This window comes from Streptomyces sp. SP18CS02 (assembly GCF_036322365.1).
In the GTDB taxonomy this organism is placed as follows: Bacteria; Actinomycetota; Actinomycetes; order Streptomycetales; family Streptomycetaceae; genus Streptomyces.
In genome coordinates, this window is sequence record NZ_JAQYXC010000280.1 from 132,992 (window position 1) to 151,832 (window position 18,841).

The window sequence follows — 18,841 nt, forward strand, 5'->3', positions numbered from 1 at the left end:
CCGGTCCGGGCCGGGCCGGGCGCCGGGCCGCCCGCCCATGGTCAGCGGCTCCCGCCCATGTCAGCGGCTGTCGTTGCGGCGGATCAGCGCCGCCGCCCAGAAGGCCACGCCCGCGACCAGAACGCCGCCGATGGCCAGGGCCGGCACGGCGACCGCGATCGGCACCTCGGCCGCCAGGGCCGCCGCCTGGCCGCCGTCGCCGGCGTGGATGGCGCTGGGCGTGGCGGTGTCGTGGCAGCCTCCGCCGCGCACCATGGCCAGATGGGAGGCGACGACCGGTCGCGACGCCCGGGCGGCGGCGGTCACCTCGGCCACCTTGCCGGTGGAGATCTGGTTGTCGATCCGCGCGAGCGTCTTCTGGTGCGCGCTGGTCATGGCGTCGAGCCAGGTGGCGTCGTACGCGCCGGACCCGGCCTTGGATTCCAGGGTCCTCAGCATGTCCTGCTGCTCGACCGTGGGGGCGGCCGGCAGATCGACGCCGAGCTTTCCGGCCAGGGCCCTGGTGCTCTCGTCGAGCCTCGTGTGGTCGCGGATCAGGGTGGCTGCCGCGCTCTTCACACAGGCGGAGACGGCGTGCCGCTGCGCGTCCTGGCCGGCGGCGATCTCGGTCAGATTGCCCTGGTGGCCGGCGCGCAGGTACGCGTCGTCGATGGGCGCGGTGCCGGCGGCCGGGGCCGTCCCGGTTCCGGGGCCGTCGGCGGCGTGCACCGGTCCGACGGCGCTACCGGTCAGGGCGAGGCAGGCGAAGGCCGTCGCGGCCCAGTGTCGTATACGGATCACGGTGGCTTGTCCGTTCTCGTCGGTCGGTCCGGGGCCCCCACGCTCAGGGGCCCCCGCCGACCATGGCGACACGGCCGGGACGCCGGCGCCAGTCGCCGTACTGCAAACGGCCCATCCCGCGTCAGACCGCGGCGGCGGCCACCAGAAGGGCGAAAGCGGCCGTGATCAGCAGCGTGCGGAGCAGGTGGAAGGTGTTCCAGCGGGACTCGAACGCCGCGCGGACCCGGGCGGGGGCGCTGCCCTCGGAGGCGGCGAGCGCGTTGTTGAGCGGGACGTTTCCGGCCATGGTCACCACGTGGTTCAGGACGGCGCAGAGCAGCCCGGCGAGGACCAGCCGGCGCTGGGCGCCCCAGCCGCCGTCGGCCGGAACGGCGAGAGCGGCGGCCGGGAGGAGCACGACCCCGGCGAAGACGATCAGGAAGACCACCCGGGGTACGTACTCGTTGACGCGGCGCATGACCGTCACGAACTCCTCGTCGGTCAGCCGGGCGAGAGCGGGCATGATCCCGGTACGGAAGATCAGCATGGATCCCGCGTACAGGCCGGTGCAGAAGACGGCGAGGGCGAGCAGCAGAGTCGGCAGCATCCGGACATCATCGCGGGGCGCCGCGGGTCCCGCAGCCCCCTTGCGGCGCGCCGCTCCCGGCACACGGAAGCCGTGGACGCGGCGGTCGGGCGGCGCCGCGAAGGCGTGCGCGGGCGTGGCGGCAGGACCCCCACATCGCCTGCCGCACAACGGAGTTGCCCCTTCCGGAGGGGCGGGCAGGACCGCCACGGCGGTCATGGCTTGGACTCGCCAACCGCCGATCTGGGTCTTGTCACCGTACGCAGTCACATGCGTACATGGAGTTGCGTACGTTCCGAGTGGATGACGGGGGTGGTCGGCCGTGGCGAACGTTCTGGGCTCCGTGCTCGGCCGAACGGCGTTGAGGGAAGTGAATCCGGCGCGCGGGGTGCCCTCACAGGCACCGCGGCAGCCATCGGGCCAGGCGCCACGACCGGTGCCGCGCCTGGAACCGCGGCCGGCCGGGCAGTCGGTGCGCGGGACGAGACAGATCTGCGCGACGCTCGCCGCCCTCGCCGAGTCGGCCCGTCGCGAGCTGCTGACCTTCGACGACCCCGCCGCCTGCCTGGGCCAGTCGATCCCGGAGCCGTTTCTGGAGCTGGCCGGCGCCTGTGTGCGCACGGCGGCCGAACGGGTCGGTGTGGTGCGGCAGATCGTGCCGCGGCACGCGCTCGCCCGGGTCACGGCGGCCGATGTCACGGCCGCCGCGCGGCTGCCCGGCCGCGCCCGGCTGACGGAGTCGATCCCGTTCAAGATGATCGTCGTGGACCGCTCGGTCGCGGCCGTCCCCCTCGACCTCGAACTGCTCTACAACGGGCTGCTGCTGATCCGCGACCCGGTGGTCGTCCAGGCCCTGGTGCGCGCGCACCACGCGTGGTGGGAAGCGGGCGAGGAGATCACAGCGGTGCCCGCGCCGCCGGGCGCGCTGCCCACGCACCTGCGCCCGGTGCTGGAGGCCCTGCTGGCCGGCCTCACCGACGAGACGGCCGCGGCCAGGCTCGGCATATCGGGACGGACGTACAGCCGCCGGGTGGGCGAACTGCTCGCGGCCCTCGGCACGACGAGCCGTTTCCGGGCGGGAGCGGAAGCGGCTCGTCGAGGCTGGCTCTGACCCGGGAGCCGGACGGACGCCGAGGGAACCGCACCGCCGGGCCCCGCACCGCCGGGCTCCGGGCCCGGCGGGCCCGGCTCAGGACACGATGTCCTTGCGGGCGAATCCCCTGAACGCGAGCGCGAACAGGACAAGGGCGTACGTCACCGACACCGCCGTGCCCTTGAGCATGCCGCCCCACTCCCACTGCGGCTGGAGCGCGTCGGCCCAGGCGAACTGCCAGTGGGCGGGCAGAAACTCCCGCCAGGTGCCGAGCGCCGTCACGGCGTCCAGCACATTGCCGATGATCGTCAGTCCGACCGCGCCTCCGACCGCACCGAGCGGTGCGTCCGTCCTGGTCGACAGCCAGAAGGCTAGCCCCGCCGTGACCAGTTGGGAGCAGAAGATGAACGCCACCACCAGCGCGAGGCGCGGCAGCGCGTCGGCGGCGGCCAGGGAGCCGCCGGTGGGCAGCTCCAACGGGCCCCAGCCGTACACGACCGTGCCCGCGACGAGCGCCACCAGCGGCAGCAGCACCATCGCGGCCGCGCTGAAGCCGAGGGCCACGGCCAGCTTCGACCACAGCAGCCGGGCGCGCGGCACCGGAGCCGCGAGCAGATAGCGCAAGGAGGACCAGCTGGCCTCCGACGCCACGGTGTCGCCGCAGAACAGCGCCACCGGCACCACCAGCAGGAACCCGGCCGAGACGAAGAGGCAGGTCGCGACGAAGTTCGCACCGGAGGCGGTCGCGGTGTCCATCAGGGTGATGCGCCCGTTGCCCCGCCCCTCCGGGGTGCCTCCGATCGCGAAGGCGATGATCAGCACGAAGGGCAGCGCGGCGAGCATCGCGCCCATGACCAGCGTGCGGCGCCGCTTCAGCTGGCGCACGGCCTCGACCCGCAGCGGCAGGGTGCGCCCGGCGCGGTAGCCCTTCGCCACGTCCGTGCCCTCGGCCCCCGGGCGCGCGGCCCGGCCGCCGCCGGAGCCGGGCCCAGGGCCTGGTCCGTCGCTCGTGCCCGTTCCGGTGTCCGTACCGACGCGGCGCACACGGTTCATGCGGCTCCTCCTCCGATCAGGGTGAGGAACGCGTCCTCCAGGCGTCGGTGCGGTCCGACCCCGGTCACCGGCACGTCCAGCCGGACGAGTTCGGCGATCAGGGTGGTGGCGCCGGCCCCGTCCAGCCGTACCAGCAGACCTCCGTCGACGGATACGGCCGAGCCGATGCCCGGCAGCGCGCCGATCTTCTCGACCAGCTGCTCGGGCACCTCACCGGCCGTGGTGACGGACAGCGTGTCCCCGCCGCCGGTGATCTCGGCGACCGGGCCCGCCTGGACGAGCCGGCCGCGGTCCATGACCACCAGATGGGTGCAGGACTGCTCGACCTCGGAGAGGAGGTGGCTGGAGACGATGACGGTCCGGCCCCCGGCGGCGTACCGGATCATCACCTCCCGCATCTCGCGGATCTGTGGCGGGTCGAGCCCGTTGGTCGGCTCGTCGAGGATGAGGAGGTCCGGCAGGCCGAGCATGGCCTGGGCGATCGCGAGGCGCTGGCGCATGCCCTGCGAGTACGTGCGTACCGCGCGGGCCAGGGCGTCCCCGAGGCCGGCGATCTCCAGCGCCTCCTCGATATGGGCGTCCTCGGCGGGACGGCCGGTCGCCTGCCAGTACAGCTCCAGGTTGGCGCGGCCCGACAGGTGCGGCAGGAAACCGGCGCCCTCGACGAACGCGCCGACCCGGGACAGTACGGGTGCGCCGGGACGGATGGCGTGCCCGAATACCCGGATCCCGCCGTCGTCCGGGGTGATGAGCCCCATGAGCATGCGCAGGGTGGTGGTCTTGCCGGCACCGTTCGGGCCGAGGAGCCCGAGAACCTGGCCCTTCTCGACGCGGAAGGACAGGTCACGGACCGCGTACCGGTCGGTGGATCCGGCGTACCGCTTGGTCAGGCCGTCGATGGTGAGCGGCACATCGGCCAGCTCGGGGTCGGGCGCGGGTGCGGTGGTACGTCGCCTCGCGGTCAGCAGCAGCGCCGCGGCGATCACGGCGCCGGCGGCCGGAAGGCCCCAGACCCACCAGGGCAGCCCGGCCGCCTGGGCGGTGACGGCGGGCGCCGTCGGTACGGAGAGCCCGCCGGTCAGGCCGACGGTGTACAGCGCGGGGGCCTGCGGTGAGGCGTAGCCGAGGTCGGTGGCGGCGAGGACGAGGCGCAGCCGGTGCCCGGCCTCGACCTCGTGGTCGATGGCCGGAAGGGTCAGCCGGACGTCCTTGCCGTTCCCGGCGTCCTCGACGCGCACGGGGGCGACGAGCTGGGAGGGCAGGGCCTGCTGACGGCCGTCGGGCCCGACGTCGTACACCTTCCCGAACAGGACCGCCTCACCGGTGTCCGACGTGACCTTGACGCGGACCGTCGGCGAGCCGGTGACGTGCAGGGTCTCGGTGAGCGGCCGGGAGTCGAACCGCGCGTGCTGGCCGGGGAAGTCGAGGGAGAGGCCGACGCCGAAGGAGGAGAGCTGGGAGAGTCCGCCGCCGATGCCCGGGACGGCGGAGATGGCGGGCGGAGTGCCCCCGGCGGGATTGCGGAAGGTCTGCTCCCGGCCGGTGAGGGCGATCGTGCGGTCGCCGCTGCGCAGCCCCGGGTAGTCCTCGCTCGTGGCGCCGCGCAGCAGGGCCTGCCCGTCGGTCGAGTCGATGCCTCCGGTGCGGCTGACGCGGAAGGCGGGCCCGGTGTCCACGCCCTTGTCCCGCTTCAGGTAGCGGTCGAACCAGTCGGCGACGCGGCCTTCGACGCGGTCGGTCTCCCCGTCCCCGCCGTCGTGACCGCCGGCGATCCAGTCGACGGCGACGGGGGCGCCGTTGGCGCTGATCGCCTTGGCCATCGCGTCGGCGTGCGAGAGCGGGAAGAGCGAGTCCGACCGGCCCTGCACGATGAGTGCGGGCACCTTGATCCGGTCGCCGACGGCCGACGGGCTGCGTTCGGAGAGCAACGCGCGTGCGGCGGCGTCGGGCTTGCCCGCGACCGCGACCCGCTCGTACATGGTGCACAGGACGTCCTGGAAGCGGCCGCACGCGGCGGCGGTGCCGGAGGCGGACGGGGCTGCGGACCCGCTCCGGCCTGTGGCGTCACTCCGGGCAGCGGCTCCGGGAGCCTCGCCCTGCCCCGGGGCGTCGCCCCCTGCGGGAGCCGAGGGGGCGGTGGGGGCGGTGGGCGCGGTGGGCGTGCCCGGTCCGGCCTCCGTTCCCGTCGAGAAGAAGATTCCGGCCCAGAGCTTCTTGAACACCCCGTCGGGGAAGAGCGCGTCGGAGAGGTTCCAGTAGGTGATCCGGGGCGCGATGGCGTCCACCCGCTGGTCGTGCCCGGCCGCGAGGAGGGAGATCGCCCCGCCGTACGACGAGCCGGACACACCCACGCGCGGGTCGCCCGCCCGGTCCAGCTCGACCTCGGGGCGCTTCGCCAGCCAGTCGATCAGCCGGGAGACGTCCTTGACCTCGAACTCCGGGTCGTTGAGCCCGATCCGGCCGGTGGAGGCGCCGAAGCCGCGCGCGGACCAGGTCAGAACCGCGTAGCCGTCCCGGGCCAGCTTCTCGGCCTGCTCCTTGACGTCGTCCTTGCTGCCGCCGAAGCCGTGGCCGAGCAGCACGGCGGGACGGCGGCCACCGCCCGGACCGGAACCGCCGGAGTCCCCGGACGCGCCGGACGTGAAGAACGACGTGTCGATCGTCGCCCCCGGCATCTCCATCACCGTGTCCTGCCGCTGGACGGCCGGCTGCTCGTCCGAGGCGACGGCGGTCCAGGTGCCCGCGCCCGCGAGCAGCACGCCGGCGACGGCGAGGGCGGCCGTCCTGCGCCCGGGCGGCCGGGGAAGTCGGATCTGCATGTCTCGACCCTAAGCGGAACAGGGCTTCCTCTCGGCTGCCGCCGGGGGGAGCCCGGCAGCCTCCTTGAGGAGTACGCCGTGACGGCTCCGTACTCCAGACGCGGTATGCCGGCCGGTTCCGGGGCGCCACGGGGTCGCGCCCCGGGGCGCCCCGTCCTCCCGGTGGAGGAATCGCCATGGTCGCGTAGGGGTTCGGCGACGAAGCCCGGCGTCGGCCTTGTGCGGTACATGACCAGCCGGGAGTCTGTGGTGCCCGGTCCCGACTACGAAAGGTCAGGTGCCCGCGATGAGAACCACATCCCGCCGCCTCGGCGCGTTGATACCCGTCATCGCCCTCGCGGCCGGCCTCCAGATCGCCGTCTCCCCCACGGCGCGGAGCGCACCGCTCGGCGATCTCCGTCTCGCCCCCTCGTCGACCGCCATCGAGAACAGCTGGATCGTCGTCCTCAAGGACGGTTCGACGCGCGCGGCGGATCTGGGCGTCACCCCCAAGCACCGGTACCGCAGTGTGCTCAAGGGCTTCTCCGCCAGCATGTCCCGGGCGAAGGCCGCGTCGCTGGCGGCCGACCCGAGGGTCGCGTACGTCGAGCAGAACGCGACCGTGCGCCTCAACGACACGCAGTCCGGCGCCACCTGGGGCCTGGACCGGGTCGATCAGCGGGATCTGCCGCTGTCGAAGACGTACACGTACGGCACCACCGCCTCGAACGTGCACGCCTACATCATCGACACGGGTATCCGTACCTCGCACAGTGAGTTCGAGGGCCGTGCCGTCGTCGGGACCGACACGGTCGGCGGAGGGCAGAACGGCCAGGACTGCCAGGGGCACGGCACGCATGTCGCGGGCACGGTCGGCGGCCGGACGTACGGCGTGGCGAAGGCCGCCGAGCTGGTGGCCGTGCGCGTCCTGGACTGCAACGGGTCCGGATCGACCGCGGGTGTCATCGCGGGCGTGGACTGGGTGACGGCGAACGCCGTCAAGCCGGCCGTCGCGAACATGAGCCTGGGCGGCGGAGCGAACACCTCCCTGGACAACGCGGTCAAGAAGTCGATCGCGTCCGGCGTCAGCTACGCCGTCGCCGCGGGCAACGGCAACTTCCTCGGCCTGCCGGTGAACGCGTGCAACTCCTCCCCCGCCCGCGTCCCCGAGGCGATCACGGTCGGCGCGACCGACAGCGCGGACAAGCGCGCGTCGTTCTCCAACTACGGCACCTGCCTGGACCTCTTCGCGCCCGGGGTGAACATCACCTCGGCCTGGCGGACCGACGACTCGGCGACGAACACGATCTCCGGCACGTCGATGGCGACCCCGCACACGGCGGGCGTGGCGGCCCTCTACCTGTCGTCCAACCCGTCGGCGACCCCGGCCCAGGTGCGTGACGCCCTGGTCGCCAACGCCACGAGCGGCAAGGTGCAGGACCCGCGCACGGGCTCCCCGAACAAGCTGCTGCACTCGCTGTTCTGACCCCTGCGGCACCAGCTGCCCGAGGGGCCCGCTCCCCGCCGGCAGGGGCGTTCCTCGGGCAGCGGGCGTGCCGCGCCCTCCCGGTCCCCGCGCCTCCGAGCGCGGGGACCGGGCCCGGTCGTTTACGGGCCCGGTGGCTGCGGGCCCGGTGGTGGCGGGCCCGGTGGTGGCGGGCCCGGTGGTGGCGGGCTCAGTGGTTGCGGGGGAAGCCCAGGTCCACGCCCGCCGGTGCCTCGGACGGGTCCGGCCAGCGGGTGGTGACGACCTTGCCGCGGGTGTAGAAGTGCACGCCGTCGTTGCCGTAGATGTGGTGGTCACCGAAGAGCGAGTCCTTCCAGCCACCGAAGGAGTGGTAACCGACCGGGACCGGGATGGGGACGTTGACGCCGACCATGCCCGCCTCGATCTCCAGCTGGAAGCGGCGGGCAGCGCCGCCGTCGCGGGTGAAGATCGCGGTGCCGTTGCCGTACGGAGAGGCGTTGATGAGCTCCACGCCCTCCTCGTAGGTCTCGGCGCGCAGGACGCACAGGACCGGGCCGAAGATCTCGTCGCGGTAGGCGTCGGAGTCCGTGGACACCCTGTCCAGGAGGGACAGGCCGATCCAGTGGCCGTTCTCGTGGCCGTCGACCGTGTAGCCGGTGCCGTCCAGGACGACCTCCGCGCCCTGGGCGGCGGCGCCCGTCACATACGAGGCGACCTTGTCGCGGTGGGCCGCGGTGATCAGCGGTCCCATCTCGGACGTCGGGTCGTTGCCCGGTCCGATCTTGATCTTCTCGGCGCGCTCGCGGATCTTGTCGACCAGCTCGTCGCCGATGGCGCCGACGGCGACGACGGCCGAGATCGCCATGCAGCGTTCGCCCGCCGACCCGTACGCCGCCGACACCGCCGCGTCCGCGGCCGCGTCCAGGTCGGCGTCGGGCAGGACCAGCATGTGGTTCTTGGCGCCCCCGAGCGCCTGGACCCGCTTGCCGTTGGCCGAGGCGGTGGTGTGGATGTAGCGGGCGATCGGCGTGGACCCGACGAAGGAGACGGCGGCGACGTCGGGGTGGGCGAGCAGCGCGTCGACCGCGACCTTGTCGCCGTGGACGACGTTCAGCACGCCGTCGGGCAGACCGGCCTCGGTGGCCAGCTCCGCGAGCAGGTTGGCGGCCGAGGGGTCCTTCTCGCTCGGCTTGAGGACGAAGGTGTTGCCGCAGGCGATGGCCAGCGGGAACATCCACATGGGCACCATGGCCGGGAAGTTGAACGGCGTGATGCCCGCGACGACACCCAGCGACTGGCGGATCGAGGCGACGTCGACGCGGTGGGACACCTGGGTGGAGAGTTCCCCCTTGAGCTGGGTGGTGATCCCGCAGGCCAGCTCGACGATCTCCAGACCGCGCGCCACCTCGCCCAGCGCGTCCGAGTGGACCTTGCCGTGCTCGGCGGTGATCAGCGCGGCGATGTCGTCGCGGTGGGCGTCCAGCAGGGCGCGGTACCTGAACAGGACCGCGGTGCGCTGGGCCAGCGAGGAGGTGCCCCAGGTGGCATGGGCGGCCTTGGCCGCGGCGACGGCGGAGTCGACCTCCTCGACGGAGGCGAGTGCCACCCGCGTGGTGACGGCGCCGGTCGCCGGGTCGGTGACCGGGCCCCAGTTGCCCGACGCGCCCGCCGCTCGCTCAACGGTCCTGCCACCGATCCAGTGGTTGACGGTCTTCGTCATGACGTACGTACTCCTCTACAGGTGGCGGCGTCGGGCTGCGACTTGCCGGTCGTACTCCTCCCGGGCCCTGATCGCGGATGTGCGGGTCGCGGTCTGGGCCACGGGCACATCCCACCATGCCTCGGCGGGGGGCGCGCCCGACACTGTGTCTGCCGTTGCGGTCTCGGTGTAGACACATGTGGGGACGGCTGAAGTCCGGGCATCGGCGAGGGCTTCCCGCAGGTCACGCAGGGTGCGGGCGCGCAGGACGCGCATACCGAGCGAGGCGGCGTTGGCCGCCAGATCGACCGGCAGCGGGGCGCCGGTGTACGTCCCGTCGGGCTCCCGGTAGCGGTAGGCGGTGCCGTACCGCTCGGCGCCGACGGACTCGGAGAGCCCGCCGATCGAGGCGTAGCCGTGGTTCTGGAGGATGACGAGCTTGACCGGGATGTTCTCCTGGACGGCCGTCACGATCTCGGTGGGATTCATCAGATACGTCCCGTCGCCGACCAGCGCCCAGACCGGGCGGCCGGGCGCGGCGAGCGCGACCCCGATGGCGGCCGGGATCTCGTAGCCCATGCAGGAGTACCCGTACTCGACGTGGTACTGGTCCCGCGAGCGGGTCCGCCACAGCTTGTGCAGGTCGCCGGGGAGCGAACCGGCCGCGTTGATCACGATGTCGGCGTCGGTGACCAGGGTGTCGAGCACTCCCAGGACCTGCGCCTGGGTGGGCGGGAGGTCGTCGCGGGGCGCGGCGAAGGCGGCGGTGACACGGCTCTCCCAGCCCTCCTTAAGCTGTCCGTACCGCGTCTCGTACGACGGGTCGACGCGATGGCCCCGCAGGACGCGGGCGAGCTCCTGGAGACCCGTGCGCGCGTCGGCGACAAGGGGGTGCGCGGCCAGCTTGTGGGCGTCGAAACCGGTGATGTTGAGGTTCAGGAAGCGGACGGCGGGGTCGGCGAAGAGGGTCGACGAGGCGGTGGTGAAGTCGGAGTAGCGGGTGCCGACGCCGATGACCAGGTCGGCCTTGCGGGCGAGCGCGTCGGCGGTGGCGGTGCCCGTGTGGCCGACGCCCCCGACGTCGGCGGGGTGGTCGTGGGGCAGGGACCCCTTGCCGGCCTGGGTGGCGGCGACGGGGATCCCGGTCTCGTCGGCGAGCGCGCGCAGGGCGTCCTCGGCGGCGCTGTGGTGGACCCCGCCACCCGCGATGATCAGCGGCCGCCGCGCGGCCCGCACGAGCTCCGCGGCCGTGTCGAGTTCGTAGGGATCGGGGGCCGGGCGGCGCACGTGCCAGACGCGTTCGGCGAAGAACTCCTCCGGCCAGTCGTACGCCTCCGCCTGCACGTCCTGCGGCAGCGCGAGGGTGACGGCGCCCGTCGCGGCGGGGTCGGCGAGGACGCGCATGGCGGCGAGCGCGGCCGGGACCAGCGCCTCGGGGCGGGTCACCCGGTCGAAGTACTTCGACACGGGGCGCAGCGTGTCGTTGACGGAGACGTCACCGGCGTGGGGCACTTCGAGCTGCTGGAGGACCGGGTCGGCGGGCCGGGTGGCGAAGGTGTCGCCCGGCAGGAGCAGGACGGGGAGGTGGTTGATGGTGGCAAGGGCCGCGCCGGTGACCAGGTTGGTGGCACCGGGTCCGATCGAGGTGGTGACGGCGTGGGCGGAGAGCCGGTTCGACTGGCGGGCGTATCCGACGGCCGCGTGCACCATGGCCTGTTCGTTGCGGCCCTGGAGGTACGGCATCTCGTCGCCGTGCTCGATGAGGGCCTGGCCGATGCCGGCGACGTTGCCGTGGCCGAAGATTCCCCAGGTGGCACCGATGAGGCGTCGGCGCCGCCCGTCGCGCTGGGTGTACTGGCGGGCCAGGAAGACGACGAGGGCCTGGGCGGTCGTGAGCCGTCGGGTGCTCATCGGTATCCCTCCGTGTGGTCGGGGTGGAAGCGGATGCGCCACTCCCGTTCGTCGCCGGGACCCGCCATGACGTTGAGGTAGTACATGGTGTGGCCGGGCGGGGCGATGGACGGGCCGTGCCAGCCGTCGGGGACCAGGACGGCGTCGCCGGTGCGGACCTCCGTGAGGACGTCGGCGCCGCCGGGCCGGGACGGCGAGACGCGCTGGTAGCCCGCCGCCCCGCCCTCGATCTCGAAGTAGTAGATCTCTTCGAGCTCGGCCTCCTCGCCGGGGAGGTGCTCGTCGTGCTTGTGGGGCGGGTAGGAGGACCAGTTGCCGCCCGGGGTGATGACCTCCACCGCGATGAGCCGGTCGCACGCGAAGGCGTCGGCCGAGGCGAAGTTCCGCACCTGGCGGGCGCAGGTGCCGGCGCCCCGGGCTTCGACCGGGACCTCCGGCGCGGGGCCGTAGCGAGCGGGGAGTCGTCGCTCGCACTTCGCTCCTGCCAGGGCGAAGCGGCCTCCCGCGCCGGAGGCGATCTGGGCGTGGGCGCCACGCGGTACGTACGCGAAGTCCGTGACACCGGCGAACACGCTTTCCCGGCCCCGCAGTTCGAGGAGCTCGCCGTCCACATGCACCGTACAACCACCGGACAGCGGAAGCACGATCCACTCGCTGTCCCCGGTGTCGAACAGGTGCGTTCGGCCCGGGCGGAGTTCGAGGACCCGCAGGGCGGAGTAGCCCCACCCGGCGCGCTCCGGATCGATGTGGAGGGCGTAGGGCCCCTGGGCGGCCGCGCCGTCCGGTACGAACAACTGCTGCTCGGTCATGATCCTTCCGTACCCCCTCGAAGCCCTGGTCCCCCGGTCCGGCGAGCCTTCGGCCCAACGGCCCTCCGGTAACTCCTCCGCCCGGCAGCTCTTCCGCCCGGCGCTCCGTCCGCCCGGCAGCCCTCCGGGCTCCGGTGCCTCAGAGGAGACCCACGGCCGTGTCGACCGCGGCGGCCACGTCCCCGTCGGCCGGGTAGAGCAGTGAGCGGCCCACCACCAGCCCCTGGACGGTGGGCAGTCGCAGGGCCCCGCGCCATTTCCCGTACGCCCTTTCGGGGTCGTCCCCCACGTCGCCGCCGAGCAGGACCGCGGGCAGGGTCGTCGTCTCCATGACCCGCATCATGTCGTCCGGATCGTCGGTGACGGGCACTTTCAGCCAGGTGTAGGCGGAGGTGCCCCCGAGGCCGGAGGCGATGGCCAGGGAGGTGGTCACCGCCCCGGCGCTCAGGTCGTTGCGCAGCTGCCCGTCCGGGCCGCGCCGGGACAGGAACGGCTCGACGAACACGGGCAGCCGGTGCTCCGCCATGGCGTCGATGGCGCGCGCGGCGGAGTGGAGGGTCGCGAGGGAGCCGGGGTCCTGGTGGTCGATGCGCAGCAGGAGCTTGCCGGCGTCGAAGCCGAGGCGGGCGATGTCCTGCGGGCGGTGGCCGGTGAAGCGGTCGTCGAGCTCGAACGCGGCGCCCGCGAGGCCGCCGCGGTTCATGGAGCCGATGACCACCTTGTCCTCCAGGGCGCCGAGCAGCAGGAGGTCGTCGAGGATGTCGGCGGTGGCCAGCACCCCGTCGACACCGGGACGCGACAGGGCCAGACAGAGCCGCTCCAGCAGATCGAGCCGGTTGGCCATGGCGAAGGGCCGGTCTCCGACCGCGAGGGCGCCGCGCCCGGGGTGGTCCGCGGCCACGATCATCAGCCGGCCGGCGCCGGCCATCAGCGGTCGCCGGCGGCGGCGGGCGGCGGCCTCGGCGACGGCTTCGGGGTGCCGGGCGCGGACCTCCACGAGCCGGGCCGGGTCGACGCCGGTCACGGCCGTCCGCCTTCGCGTTCCACGGCTCCGGGCGCCCCGCCCGCCAGGAGCCGGGCGACCTCGTCGGGGAAGGGCATCGCGGAGGAGCAGGCGAGCCGGGAGGCGACGATGGCGCCGGCGGCGTTGGCGTAGCGAAGGGTGCGCTCAAGGCCCCAGCCGGCCAGCAGTCCGTGGCACAGCGCTCCGCCGAACGCGTCACCCGCGCCGAGGCCGTTGACGACGTCGACGGGAACGGGCGGGACGTCGACGCTCTCGCCGTCGGCGCTCATGGCGAGAACGCCCTTGGGGCCCTGCTTGACGACGGCGAGCCGGACACCGGCGGCCAGGAGCGCCCGCGCGGCGGCATGGGGCTCGCGCTCCCCGGTGGCGATCTCGCACTCGTCGAGGTTGCCGACGGCGACGGTGGCGTACGGGAGGGCGGCGGCGTAGTGCGGGCGGGCGTCCTCCGGGCTCTCCCAGAACATCGGCCGCCAGTCGAGGTCGAAGACCGTGGTGCCGCTCTCCGGGCGCTGTGCGAGGGCAGCCAGCGTGGCCGAACGGCTGGGTTCGGCCGACAGGCCCGTGCCGGTCATCCAGAAGATGCGGGAGGCGGTGATCGCGGCCAGGTCCAGTTCGTGCCCGTGGATCTCCAGATCGGGGGCCTTGGGCTGCCGGTAGAAGTAGAGCGGGAAGTCGTCCGGCGGGAAGATCTCGCAGAACGTGAGGGGCGTCGGGTACGCGTCGACGGGTGTCACCCAGCGGTCGTCGACGCCGAACGCGCGCAGTTCCCGGTGGAGGTAGTCGCCGAACGGGTCGGCGCCGGTACGGGTGATCACCGCGGTCCGCCGCCCGAGCCGGGAGGCGGCGACGGCGACGTTGGCGGCCGAGCCGCCGAGGAACTTCCCGAAGGTCTCGGCATGGGCGAGCGGGACGCCCGTCTGCAGGGGGTAGAGGTCCACCCCGATGCGCCCCATGGTGATCAGGTCGTACGGATGGGCCGGACCGCCCGGAGAGGCGGGATCGGTCGCACCGGTCGGATCGTTCTCCATGCACGTCCCCTTCGCGTCGGCACCGCACCATGTCCGGCCGGTGTCCAGGTCTAGCCCGTACGCCGAAACCCTGTCAACATTTTGTCCTTACATTCGGACCAAGTCTTGACGCTCCACGCGCGCTCTGTCCAAGCTGGCCCCCATGACGCCGCTGTCGCCGCCGCCGCTGTCCCGCATCCGGATCGGCTCCGCCCCGGACTCCTGGGGTGTCTGGTTCCCGGACGATCCCCTCCAGGTCCCGTGGCACCGCTTCCTCGACGAGGTCGCCGAGGCCGGATACGAATGGATCGAACTGGGTCCGTACGGCTATCTGCCCACCGACCCCGTCCGGCTCGCCGAGGAGACCCGGCGCCGCGGGCTCAAGGTCTCCGCCGGGACGGTCTTCACCGCGCTGCACCACGGTCCGGCCGTCTGGGACCGGACCTGGGCGCACGTGGCGGACAACGCCGCCCTCGCGCAGGCGATGGGCGCCGGCCATCTGGTGGTCATCCCGTCCTTCTGGCGGGACGACAAGACCGGGCAGGTGCTGGAGGACCGCACGCTGACGGCCGATCAGTGGCGCGCGCTGACCACGCTGACCGAGCGCCTGGGCCTGGAGGTGCAGGACCGCTTCGGACTGCGGATCGTCGTCCATCCGCACGCCGACACCCATATCGACAGCGAGGAGAACGTCAGCCGCTTCCTGGACGCCACCGATCCGGACCTGGTCGCCCTCTGCCTGGACACCGGGCACTACGCCTACTGCGGCGGTGACAGCGTCAAGCTCATCGAGACGTACGGGGAGCGGATCGGCTACCTCCACCTCAAGCAGGTCGATCCCGCGATCCTGGCCGACGTCGTCGCCGCGGGCACCCCCTTCGGTCCGGCCGTCGCCCGTGGCGTGATGTGCGAGCCGCCGGCCGGAGTGCCCGCGCTCGAACCCGTGCTGACCGCGGCCCAGGCGCTGGGCGTGGACCTCTTCGCCATCGTCGAACAGGACATGTATCCCTGCCCGCCGGACAAGCCGTACCCCATCGCCGAACGGACCCGGCGCTTCCTGCGCTCCTGCGGCGCCTGAGCCGGTCTCCCGCACAGGCGCGGGTGCGATCGGTTGCGCCACGACCGTCCCGTCCTTGTCACGCATATCTCCATTACACGGATCTTTCGTCACAGATGCTCAACAGGCGTTACCCGGCGGTCACTCGGCGTCGTTCAGCGGACACAGGCTCAGTGATCGCCGGCGTCAACGCCGCGGCTCCCCCGGCGGCCCTCCCGGGCCGCCCCGCGGCGAGCAGGGAGGTACCACACATGACGGACGGACAACTCTGGTCGTACAAGGAGATCGCCGCGCACATCCGGGTGCAGCCGGACACCGTGCGGTCCTATCGCAAGCACGGTCTGCTTCCCCGGCCCGACCATCTGGAGAGCGGCAGGCCCTACTGGTACGCCGACACCATCCGCACCTGGGTCGCCAACCGCCCCGGCAACCGGCCACGCCGGGACTGACCCGCCCGGCCCCGGCGCGGCCCGCCCGGCCGGCTGGCCGGCTGGCTGGCTGGCTGGCCGGCCCCGTACCCCGCCCGGTACGGGGCCGGCCCGATATTCCGTTGCGGGCGGCCGGCCGGCGGCCGAGGATCGCCGGATGAGCGAGGACACGACAGGCGCCTTCTCCGTGAAGCCCACGCTGACCGGCGACAGGGTGGTGCTGCGCCCGTTCACCGAGGCGGACACGGCCGTGATGGCGGAGATCCTGCGGGACCCCGAGGTGCGGAGGTTCACCGGGAGCGCCGATGACGAGCCCCCTCTCCCCGAAGAGCGGCTGCGCTCGTGGTACGGGTCGCGCGGGGCGCAGAGCGACCGGCTCGACCTCGCGCTGGTCGATCGCGCCTCCGGCGAGGTGGTGGGCGAGCTGGTGTTCAACGAGTGGGACGAGGCGAACCGCAGCTGCAACTTCCGCGTCCTGGTGGGCCCCCGGGGGCGCGACCGGGGGCTCGGCACCGAGGCGATCCGGCTGTTCCTCGCCCACGGCTTCGGACACCTGGGCCTCAACCGCGTCTCACTGGGGGTCTTCGCCTTCAATCCACGCGCCGTGCGGACCTACGAGAAGGTCGGCTTCGTCCTGGAGGGCGTCGAACGCGAGGTGCTGCTGCACCGGGGCGAGTGGATCGACTCGTTCTCCATGGCGGTGCTCGCCCGCGAGTGGGCCGTCCACCGCGGCCACCCCGCCACGACCGGCACCGCGACCACCCCAGCCGTCGGCCGCGACGCCGGCGACGGCGCCTCGCCCGGCACCGGCACCCGGACCGGGACCGCCCCGGGCGTCACCTCCGCCACGGCTGGATGACCGTCACGCCGGCCCCGGGCGAGGTGCCCATGGCGGCGAGCGCGGCCGGGGCCTCGTCCAGGGAGATCAGCGCGGTGACCAGCAGGTCCGGGCGCAGGACGCCGGAGCTGGCCATCTCCATCATCGGGCCGTAGGCATGGGCGGCCATCCCATGGCTGCCCAGGATCTCCAGTTCCAGGGCGATGACGCGGGCCATGGGAACGACCGGGTCCCCGGCGGCGGCCGGGAGCAGACCGACCTGGACATGGCGCCCGCGCCTGCGCAGGCTCTCCACGGAGGCCGCGCAGGTGGCCGGGGAACCGAGTGCGTCGATCGACAGGTGCGCGCCGCCGCCGGTCAGCTCCCGGACGGCAGCGGCGGTACCGCTGCCCGGCGCCGCTCCCGCTCCCGCCGACGAGGCCGGTGAGGCCGACGCGTCCACGCACTCCGCCGCGCCGAACCTCCGCGCCAGCTCCAGCGCGCCGGGCGACACGTCCACGGCCACCACACGGGCCCCGCAGGCCGCCGCGATCATCACCGCCGAGAGCCCCACGCCACCGCAGCCGTACACCGCCACCCACTCGCCGGGCGCCACCCGGCCCTGGGCCGCCACCGCCCGGAAGGCGGTCGCGAACCGGCATCCGAGCCCGGCCGCCGTGGCGAACGGCATCCCGTCGGGCACACCCACCAGGTTGGTGTCGGCGTGTTCCAGCGCCACGTACTCGGCGAAGGACCCCCAGTGCGTGAAGCCGGGCTGCGTCTGGCGCTCGCAGACCTGCTGGTCCCCCGCCGCGCAGGCCGCGCAGGTGCCGCAGGCGCAGACGAAGGGCACGGTGACGCGGTCCCCGGCCCGCCAGCGGGTGACCGCGGGGCCCACGGCCTCGACCACGCCGGCCAGTTCGTGCCCGGGAACATGAGGAAGGGTGATGTCGGGGTCATGGCCCATCCAGCCGTGCCAGTCACTGCGGCAGAGACCGGTGGCCTCGACCCGGACGACCACGCCCTGCGGCGAAGGCGCCGGATCGGGCAGCTCCCGGACGTCCGCGTCCTGCCCGTATCCCTCGAACATCACTGCCCTCATCGGCCTCGCCCCTCGCTCGACTGCCCGGCCCGCGCCGGCGGTCCCGAACCTAACGCCCCACCCACGCCCGTCCCCGCGCCGGCGGTCCCGAACCTGACGGCCCACCCACGCCCCGCCCGCGCCGGCGGTCCCGAACCTAACGCCCCACCCACGCCCGTCCCCGCGCCGGCGGTCCCGAACCTGACGGCCCACCTGCGTCCCGGCGGTCCCGAACCTGACGCCCCCGCCGGCGCCCCGCCCCCGCGCCGCCCTCACCGAGCCCGAAGCGGCTGTGGCGGACACCCCGTGGTGCCGGCGGCCACCGTGGCCCGCCCGGTCCGCTGCATCACCGCGGGACCGGCGGGCCGCGCGCCACCACGGCGTCCTTCAGGGCGGCCGGGGCGACTCCGGGGTCCCGGCATCCTGGTGTGCGTCACCCGCGAGGTGCCCATGGCCACCGTCACCAGGGCCGGGGCGCCCCCGCCGGAGGATCCTTCCCGCCACGTTGGGCCGGCCGAGGGAGAGCCAGCTGGAATCCATACCCCCTAGGGGTATACAGTGGAGACGTCAGGGGGTCACGGCATTCCCAGGGACCCCTGGCGCACCATGACTTCGTACGATCGAGATGCCTCGACCCGATGAGGAGAACGCCATGACCGCCGAGACGAAGACCGAGCTCCCCCAGGCCGCCACCGGCTCCTGCTGCTCACCCGCCGGCTCCTGCCACGGCGGCGCGGCGGAGGACACGGCGGGCGGCGTCACCACCGTGTACCAGGTCAAGGGGATGACCTGCGGCCACTGCGAAGGGGCCGTGTCGGAGGAGATCTCCGGCATCGCGGGGGTCACCTCGGTGAAGGCGGTGGCCTCCACCGGCCAGGTGACCGTGATCTCCGAGTCGGCCCTGGACGAGGACGCCGTCCGCGCCGCCGTGGACGAGGCGGGTTACGAGCTGGCCGGCCGAGCCTGACCGGCCGATTCCGCCATCCGGGCCGCACCGTGCAGACGGGCGGCCCGGCCGCGTTTTCCGGAACCGTCCGGGTCGCCCGGCGCGGAGTGCGTCCCCTTGCGACGCTCCCGTCCTTGTATGTGGTGACAAATACCCCTCAACATCGGACGTTCCCGTGAATTCACATTCACGTGACCCACAAGACCTTCACAAAGAGACCTAGATCACAGATATTGAGGGGTAACCATTTGGACGGCTCGCGAGTCTAGATTGGCGATGCCAGGAACGTCTTGGGGGACGTTCGC

General features: G+C 73.3%; 16 protein-coding genes. 6 read left to right on the forward strand and 10 right to left on the reverse strand.

The annotated features are described in order from the left end of the window. Positions 1 to 60: 60 nt before the first annotated feature. Together PUR26_RS14760 and PUR26_RS14765 are read right to left on the reverse strand one after the other, a co-directional pair. On the reverse strand, positions 61 to 780 hold the full coding sequence (locus PUR26_RS14760) for a DUF4142 domain-containing protein (protein WP_329872799.1): 720 nt from the start codon (positions 778 to 780) through the stop codon (positions 61 to 63). 121 nt (positions 781 to 901) lie between these two features. Continuing rightward, positions 902 to 1,366, reverse strand: a complete 465-nt coding sequence (locus PUR26_RS14765) for an anthrone oxygenase family protein (protein ID WP_443077077.1) — start codon at positions 1,364 to 1,366, stop codon at positions 902 to 904. A gap of 451 nt (positions 1,367 to 1,817) precedes the next feature. Here PUR26_RS14765 and PUR26_RS14770 point away from each other — a divergent pair, with 451 nt between their 5' ends. Next, on the forward strand, positions 1,818 to 2,456 hold the full coding sequence (locus tag PUR26_RS14770; RefSeq protein ID WP_329872800.1) for a DNA-binding response regulator: 639 nt from the start codon (positions 1,818 to 1,820) through the stop codon (positions 2,454 to 2,456). Positions 2,457 to 2,534: 78 nt separating this feature from the next. Here PUR26_RS14770 and PUR26_RS14775 read toward each other — a convergent pair whose 3' ends face one another. Beyond that, entirely contained in the window at positions 2,535 to 3,491 is a 957-nt protein-coding gene (locus PUR26_RS14775) for an ABC transporter permease (protein WP_329872801.1), read from the reverse strand. Beyond that, positions 3,488 to 6,310 carry an alpha/beta fold hydrolase gene (locus PUR26_RS14780; RefSeq protein WP_329872802.1) on the reverse strand — a complete coding sequence of 941 codons (2,823 nt, stop codon included), beginning with the start codon at positions 6,308 to 6,310 and terminating at the stop codon, positions 3,488 to 3,490. Before PUR26_RS14780 ends, PUR26_RS14775 begins: the two co-directional genes overlap by 4 nt. 286 nt (positions 6,311 to 6,596) lie before the next feature. On the opposite strand from PUR26_RS14780, the gene PUR26_RS14785 reads away from it, so the two are divergent. Further along, complete coding sequence (locus tag PUR26_RS14785; protein WP_329872803.1) at positions 6,597 to 7,775, forward strand: S8 family peptidase; 1,179 nt, start codon at positions 6,597 to 6,599, stop codon at positions 7,773 to 7,775. Between the two features lie 190 nt (positions 7,776 to 7,965). Here the strand turns inward: PUR26_RS14785 and mmsA are convergent, their stop codons facing one another. The 5 genes from mmsA to iolC all read right to left on the reverse strand — a co-directional run bounded on the left by mmsA (position 7,966) and on the right by iolC (position 14,228). After that, entirely contained in the window at positions 7,966 to 9,477 is a 1,512-nt protein-coding gene (gene mmsA / locus PUR26_RS14790) for a CoA-acylating methylmalonate-semialdehyde dehydrogenase (protein ID WP_329872804.1), read from the reverse strand. 15 nt (positions 9,478 to 9,492) lie between these two features. Then, entirely contained in the window at positions 9,493 to 11,367 is a 1,875-nt protein-coding gene (gene iolD, locus PUR26_RS14795; protein ID WP_329872805.1) for a 3D-(3,5/4)-trihydroxycyclohexane-1,2-dione acylhydrolase (decyclizing), read from the reverse strand. Next, entirely contained in the window at positions 11,364 to 12,176 is an 813-nt protein-coding gene (gene iolB / locus PUR26_RS14800) for a 5-deoxy-glucuronate isomerase (protein ID WP_329872806.1), read from the reverse strand. The genes iolD and iolB overlap by 4 nt, the downstream gene beginning before the upstream one ends. Positions 12,177 to 12,315: 139 nt before the next feature. Next, positions 12,316 to 13,200: a Cgl0159 family (beta/alpha)8-fold protein gene (locus tag PUR26_RS14805; RefSeq protein ID WP_329872807.1), complete on the reverse strand. Its 885-nt coding sequence runs from the start codon at positions 13,198 to 13,200 to the stop codon at positions 12,316 to 12,318. After that, positions 13,197 to 14,228: a 5-dehydro-2-deoxygluconokinase gene (gene iolC / locus PUR26_RS14810; protein ID WP_329872808.1), complete on the reverse strand. Its 1,032-nt coding sequence runs from the start codon at positions 14,226 to 14,228 to the stop codon at positions 13,197 to 13,199. Before iolC ends, PUR26_RS14805 begins: the two co-directional genes overlap by 4 nt. Positions 14,229 to 14,370: 142 nt before the next feature. On the opposite strand from iolC, the gene PUR26_RS14815 reads away from it, so the two are divergent. The 3 genes from PUR26_RS14815 to PUR26_RS14825 all read left to right on the forward strand — a co-directional run bounded on the left by PUR26_RS14815 (position 14,371) and on the right by PUR26_RS14825 (position 16,551). Then, complete coding sequence (locus PUR26_RS14815) at positions 14,371 to 15,285, forward strand: sugar phosphate isomerase/epimerase family protein (RefSeq protein ID WP_329872809.1); 915 nt, start codon at positions 14,371 to 14,373, stop codon at positions 15,283 to 15,285. A gap of 230 nt (positions 15,286 to 15,515) precedes the next feature. Next, positions 15,516 to 15,713 carry a helix-turn-helix transcriptional regulator gene (locus PUR26_RS14820; RefSeq protein ID WP_329872810.1) on the forward strand — a complete coding sequence of 66 codons (198 nt, stop codon included), beginning with the start codon at positions 15,516 to 15,518 and terminating at the stop codon, positions 15,711 to 15,713. A 136-nt stretch (positions 15,714 to 15,849) separates the two neighbouring features. Continuing rightward, positions 15,850 to 16,551 (forward strand): GNAT family N-acetyltransferase, encoded by a 702-nt coding sequence (locus tag PUR26_RS14825; protein WP_329872811.1) that lies wholly within the window; start codon positions 15,850 to 15,852, stop codon positions 16,549 to 16,551. Here PUR26_RS14825 and PUR26_RS14830 read toward each other — a convergent pair. Further along, positions 16,529 to 17,611: a zinc-dependent alcohol dehydrogenase family protein gene (locus PUR26_RS14830; RefSeq protein ID WP_329872812.1), complete on the reverse strand. Its 1,083-nt coding sequence runs from the start codon at positions 17,609 to 17,611 to the stop codon at positions 16,529 to 16,531. The two genes, PUR26_RS14825 and PUR26_RS14830, sit on opposite strands and share 23 nt — an antisense overlap. A 631-nt stretch (positions 17,612 to 18,242) precedes the next feature. Here PUR26_RS14830 and PUR26_RS14835 point away from each other — a divergent pair. After that, on the forward strand, positions 18,243 to 18,557 hold the full coding sequence (locus PUR26_RS14835) for a heavy-metal-associated domain-containing protein (protein WP_329872813.1): 315 nt from the start codon (positions 18,243 to 18,245) through the stop codon (positions 18,555 to 18,557). The last annotated feature ends 284 nt before the right edge of the window (positions 18,558 to 18,841 follow it).

What these genes read in the sequence shown, in the direction of transcription:
- PUR26_RS14825 (WP_329872811.1), top strand. Translation starts at nt 15,850, where the DNA reads ATGAGCGAGGACACGACAGGCGCCTTCTCCGTGAAGCCCACGCTGACC.
- PUR26_RS14765 (WP_443077077.1), bottom strand. Translation starts at nt 1,366, where the DNA reads ATGCTGCCGACTCTGCTGCTCGCCCTCGCCGTCTTCTGCACCGGCCTG.
- mmsA (WP_329872804.1), bottom strand. Translation starts at nt 9,477, where the DNA reads ATGACGAAGACCGTCAACCACTGGATCGGTGGCAGGACCGTTGAGCGA.
- PUR26_RS14835 (WP_329872813.1), top strand. Translation starts at nt 18,243, where the DNA reads ATGACCGCCGAGACGAAGACCGAGCTCCCCCAGGCCGCCACCGGCTCC.
- iolD (WP_329872805.1), bottom strand. Translation starts at nt 11,367, where the DNA reads ATGAGCACCCGACGGCTCACGACCGCCCAGGCCCTCGTCGTCTTCCTG.
- PUR26_RS14830 (WP_329872812.1), bottom strand. Translation starts at nt 17,611, where the DNA reads ATGAGGGCAGTGATGTTCGAGGGATACGGGCAGGACGCGGACGTCCGG.
- PUR26_RS14815 (WP_329872809.1), top strand. Translation starts at nt 14,371, where the DNA reads ATGACGCCGCTGTCGCCGCCGCCGCTGTCCCGCATCCGGATCGGCTCC.
- iolC (WP_329872808.1), bottom strand. Translation starts at nt 14,228, where the DNA reads ATGGAGAACGATCCGACCGGTGCGACCGATCCCGCCTCTCCGGGCGGT.
- PUR26_RS14820 (WP_329872810.1), top strand. Translation starts at nt 15,516, where the DNA reads ATGACGGACGGACAACTCTGGTCGTACAAGGAGATCGCCGCGCACATC.
- iolB (WP_329872806.1), bottom strand. Translation starts at nt 12,176, where the DNA reads ATGACCGAGCAGCAGTTGTTCGTACCGGACGGCGCGGCCGCCCAGGGG.
- PUR26_RS14785 (WP_329872803.1), top strand. Translation starts at nt 6,597, where the DNA reads ATGAGAACCACATCCCGCCGCCTCGGCGCGTTGATACCCGTCATCGCC.
- PUR26_RS14775 (WP_329872801.1), bottom strand. Translation starts at nt 3,491, where the DNA reads ATGAACCGTGTGCGCCGCGTCGGTACGGACACCGGAACGGGCACGAGC.
- PUR26_RS14780 (WP_329872802.1), bottom strand. Translation starts at nt 6,310, where the DNA reads ATGCAGATCCGACTTCCCCGGCCGCCCGGGCGCAGGACGGCCGCCCTC.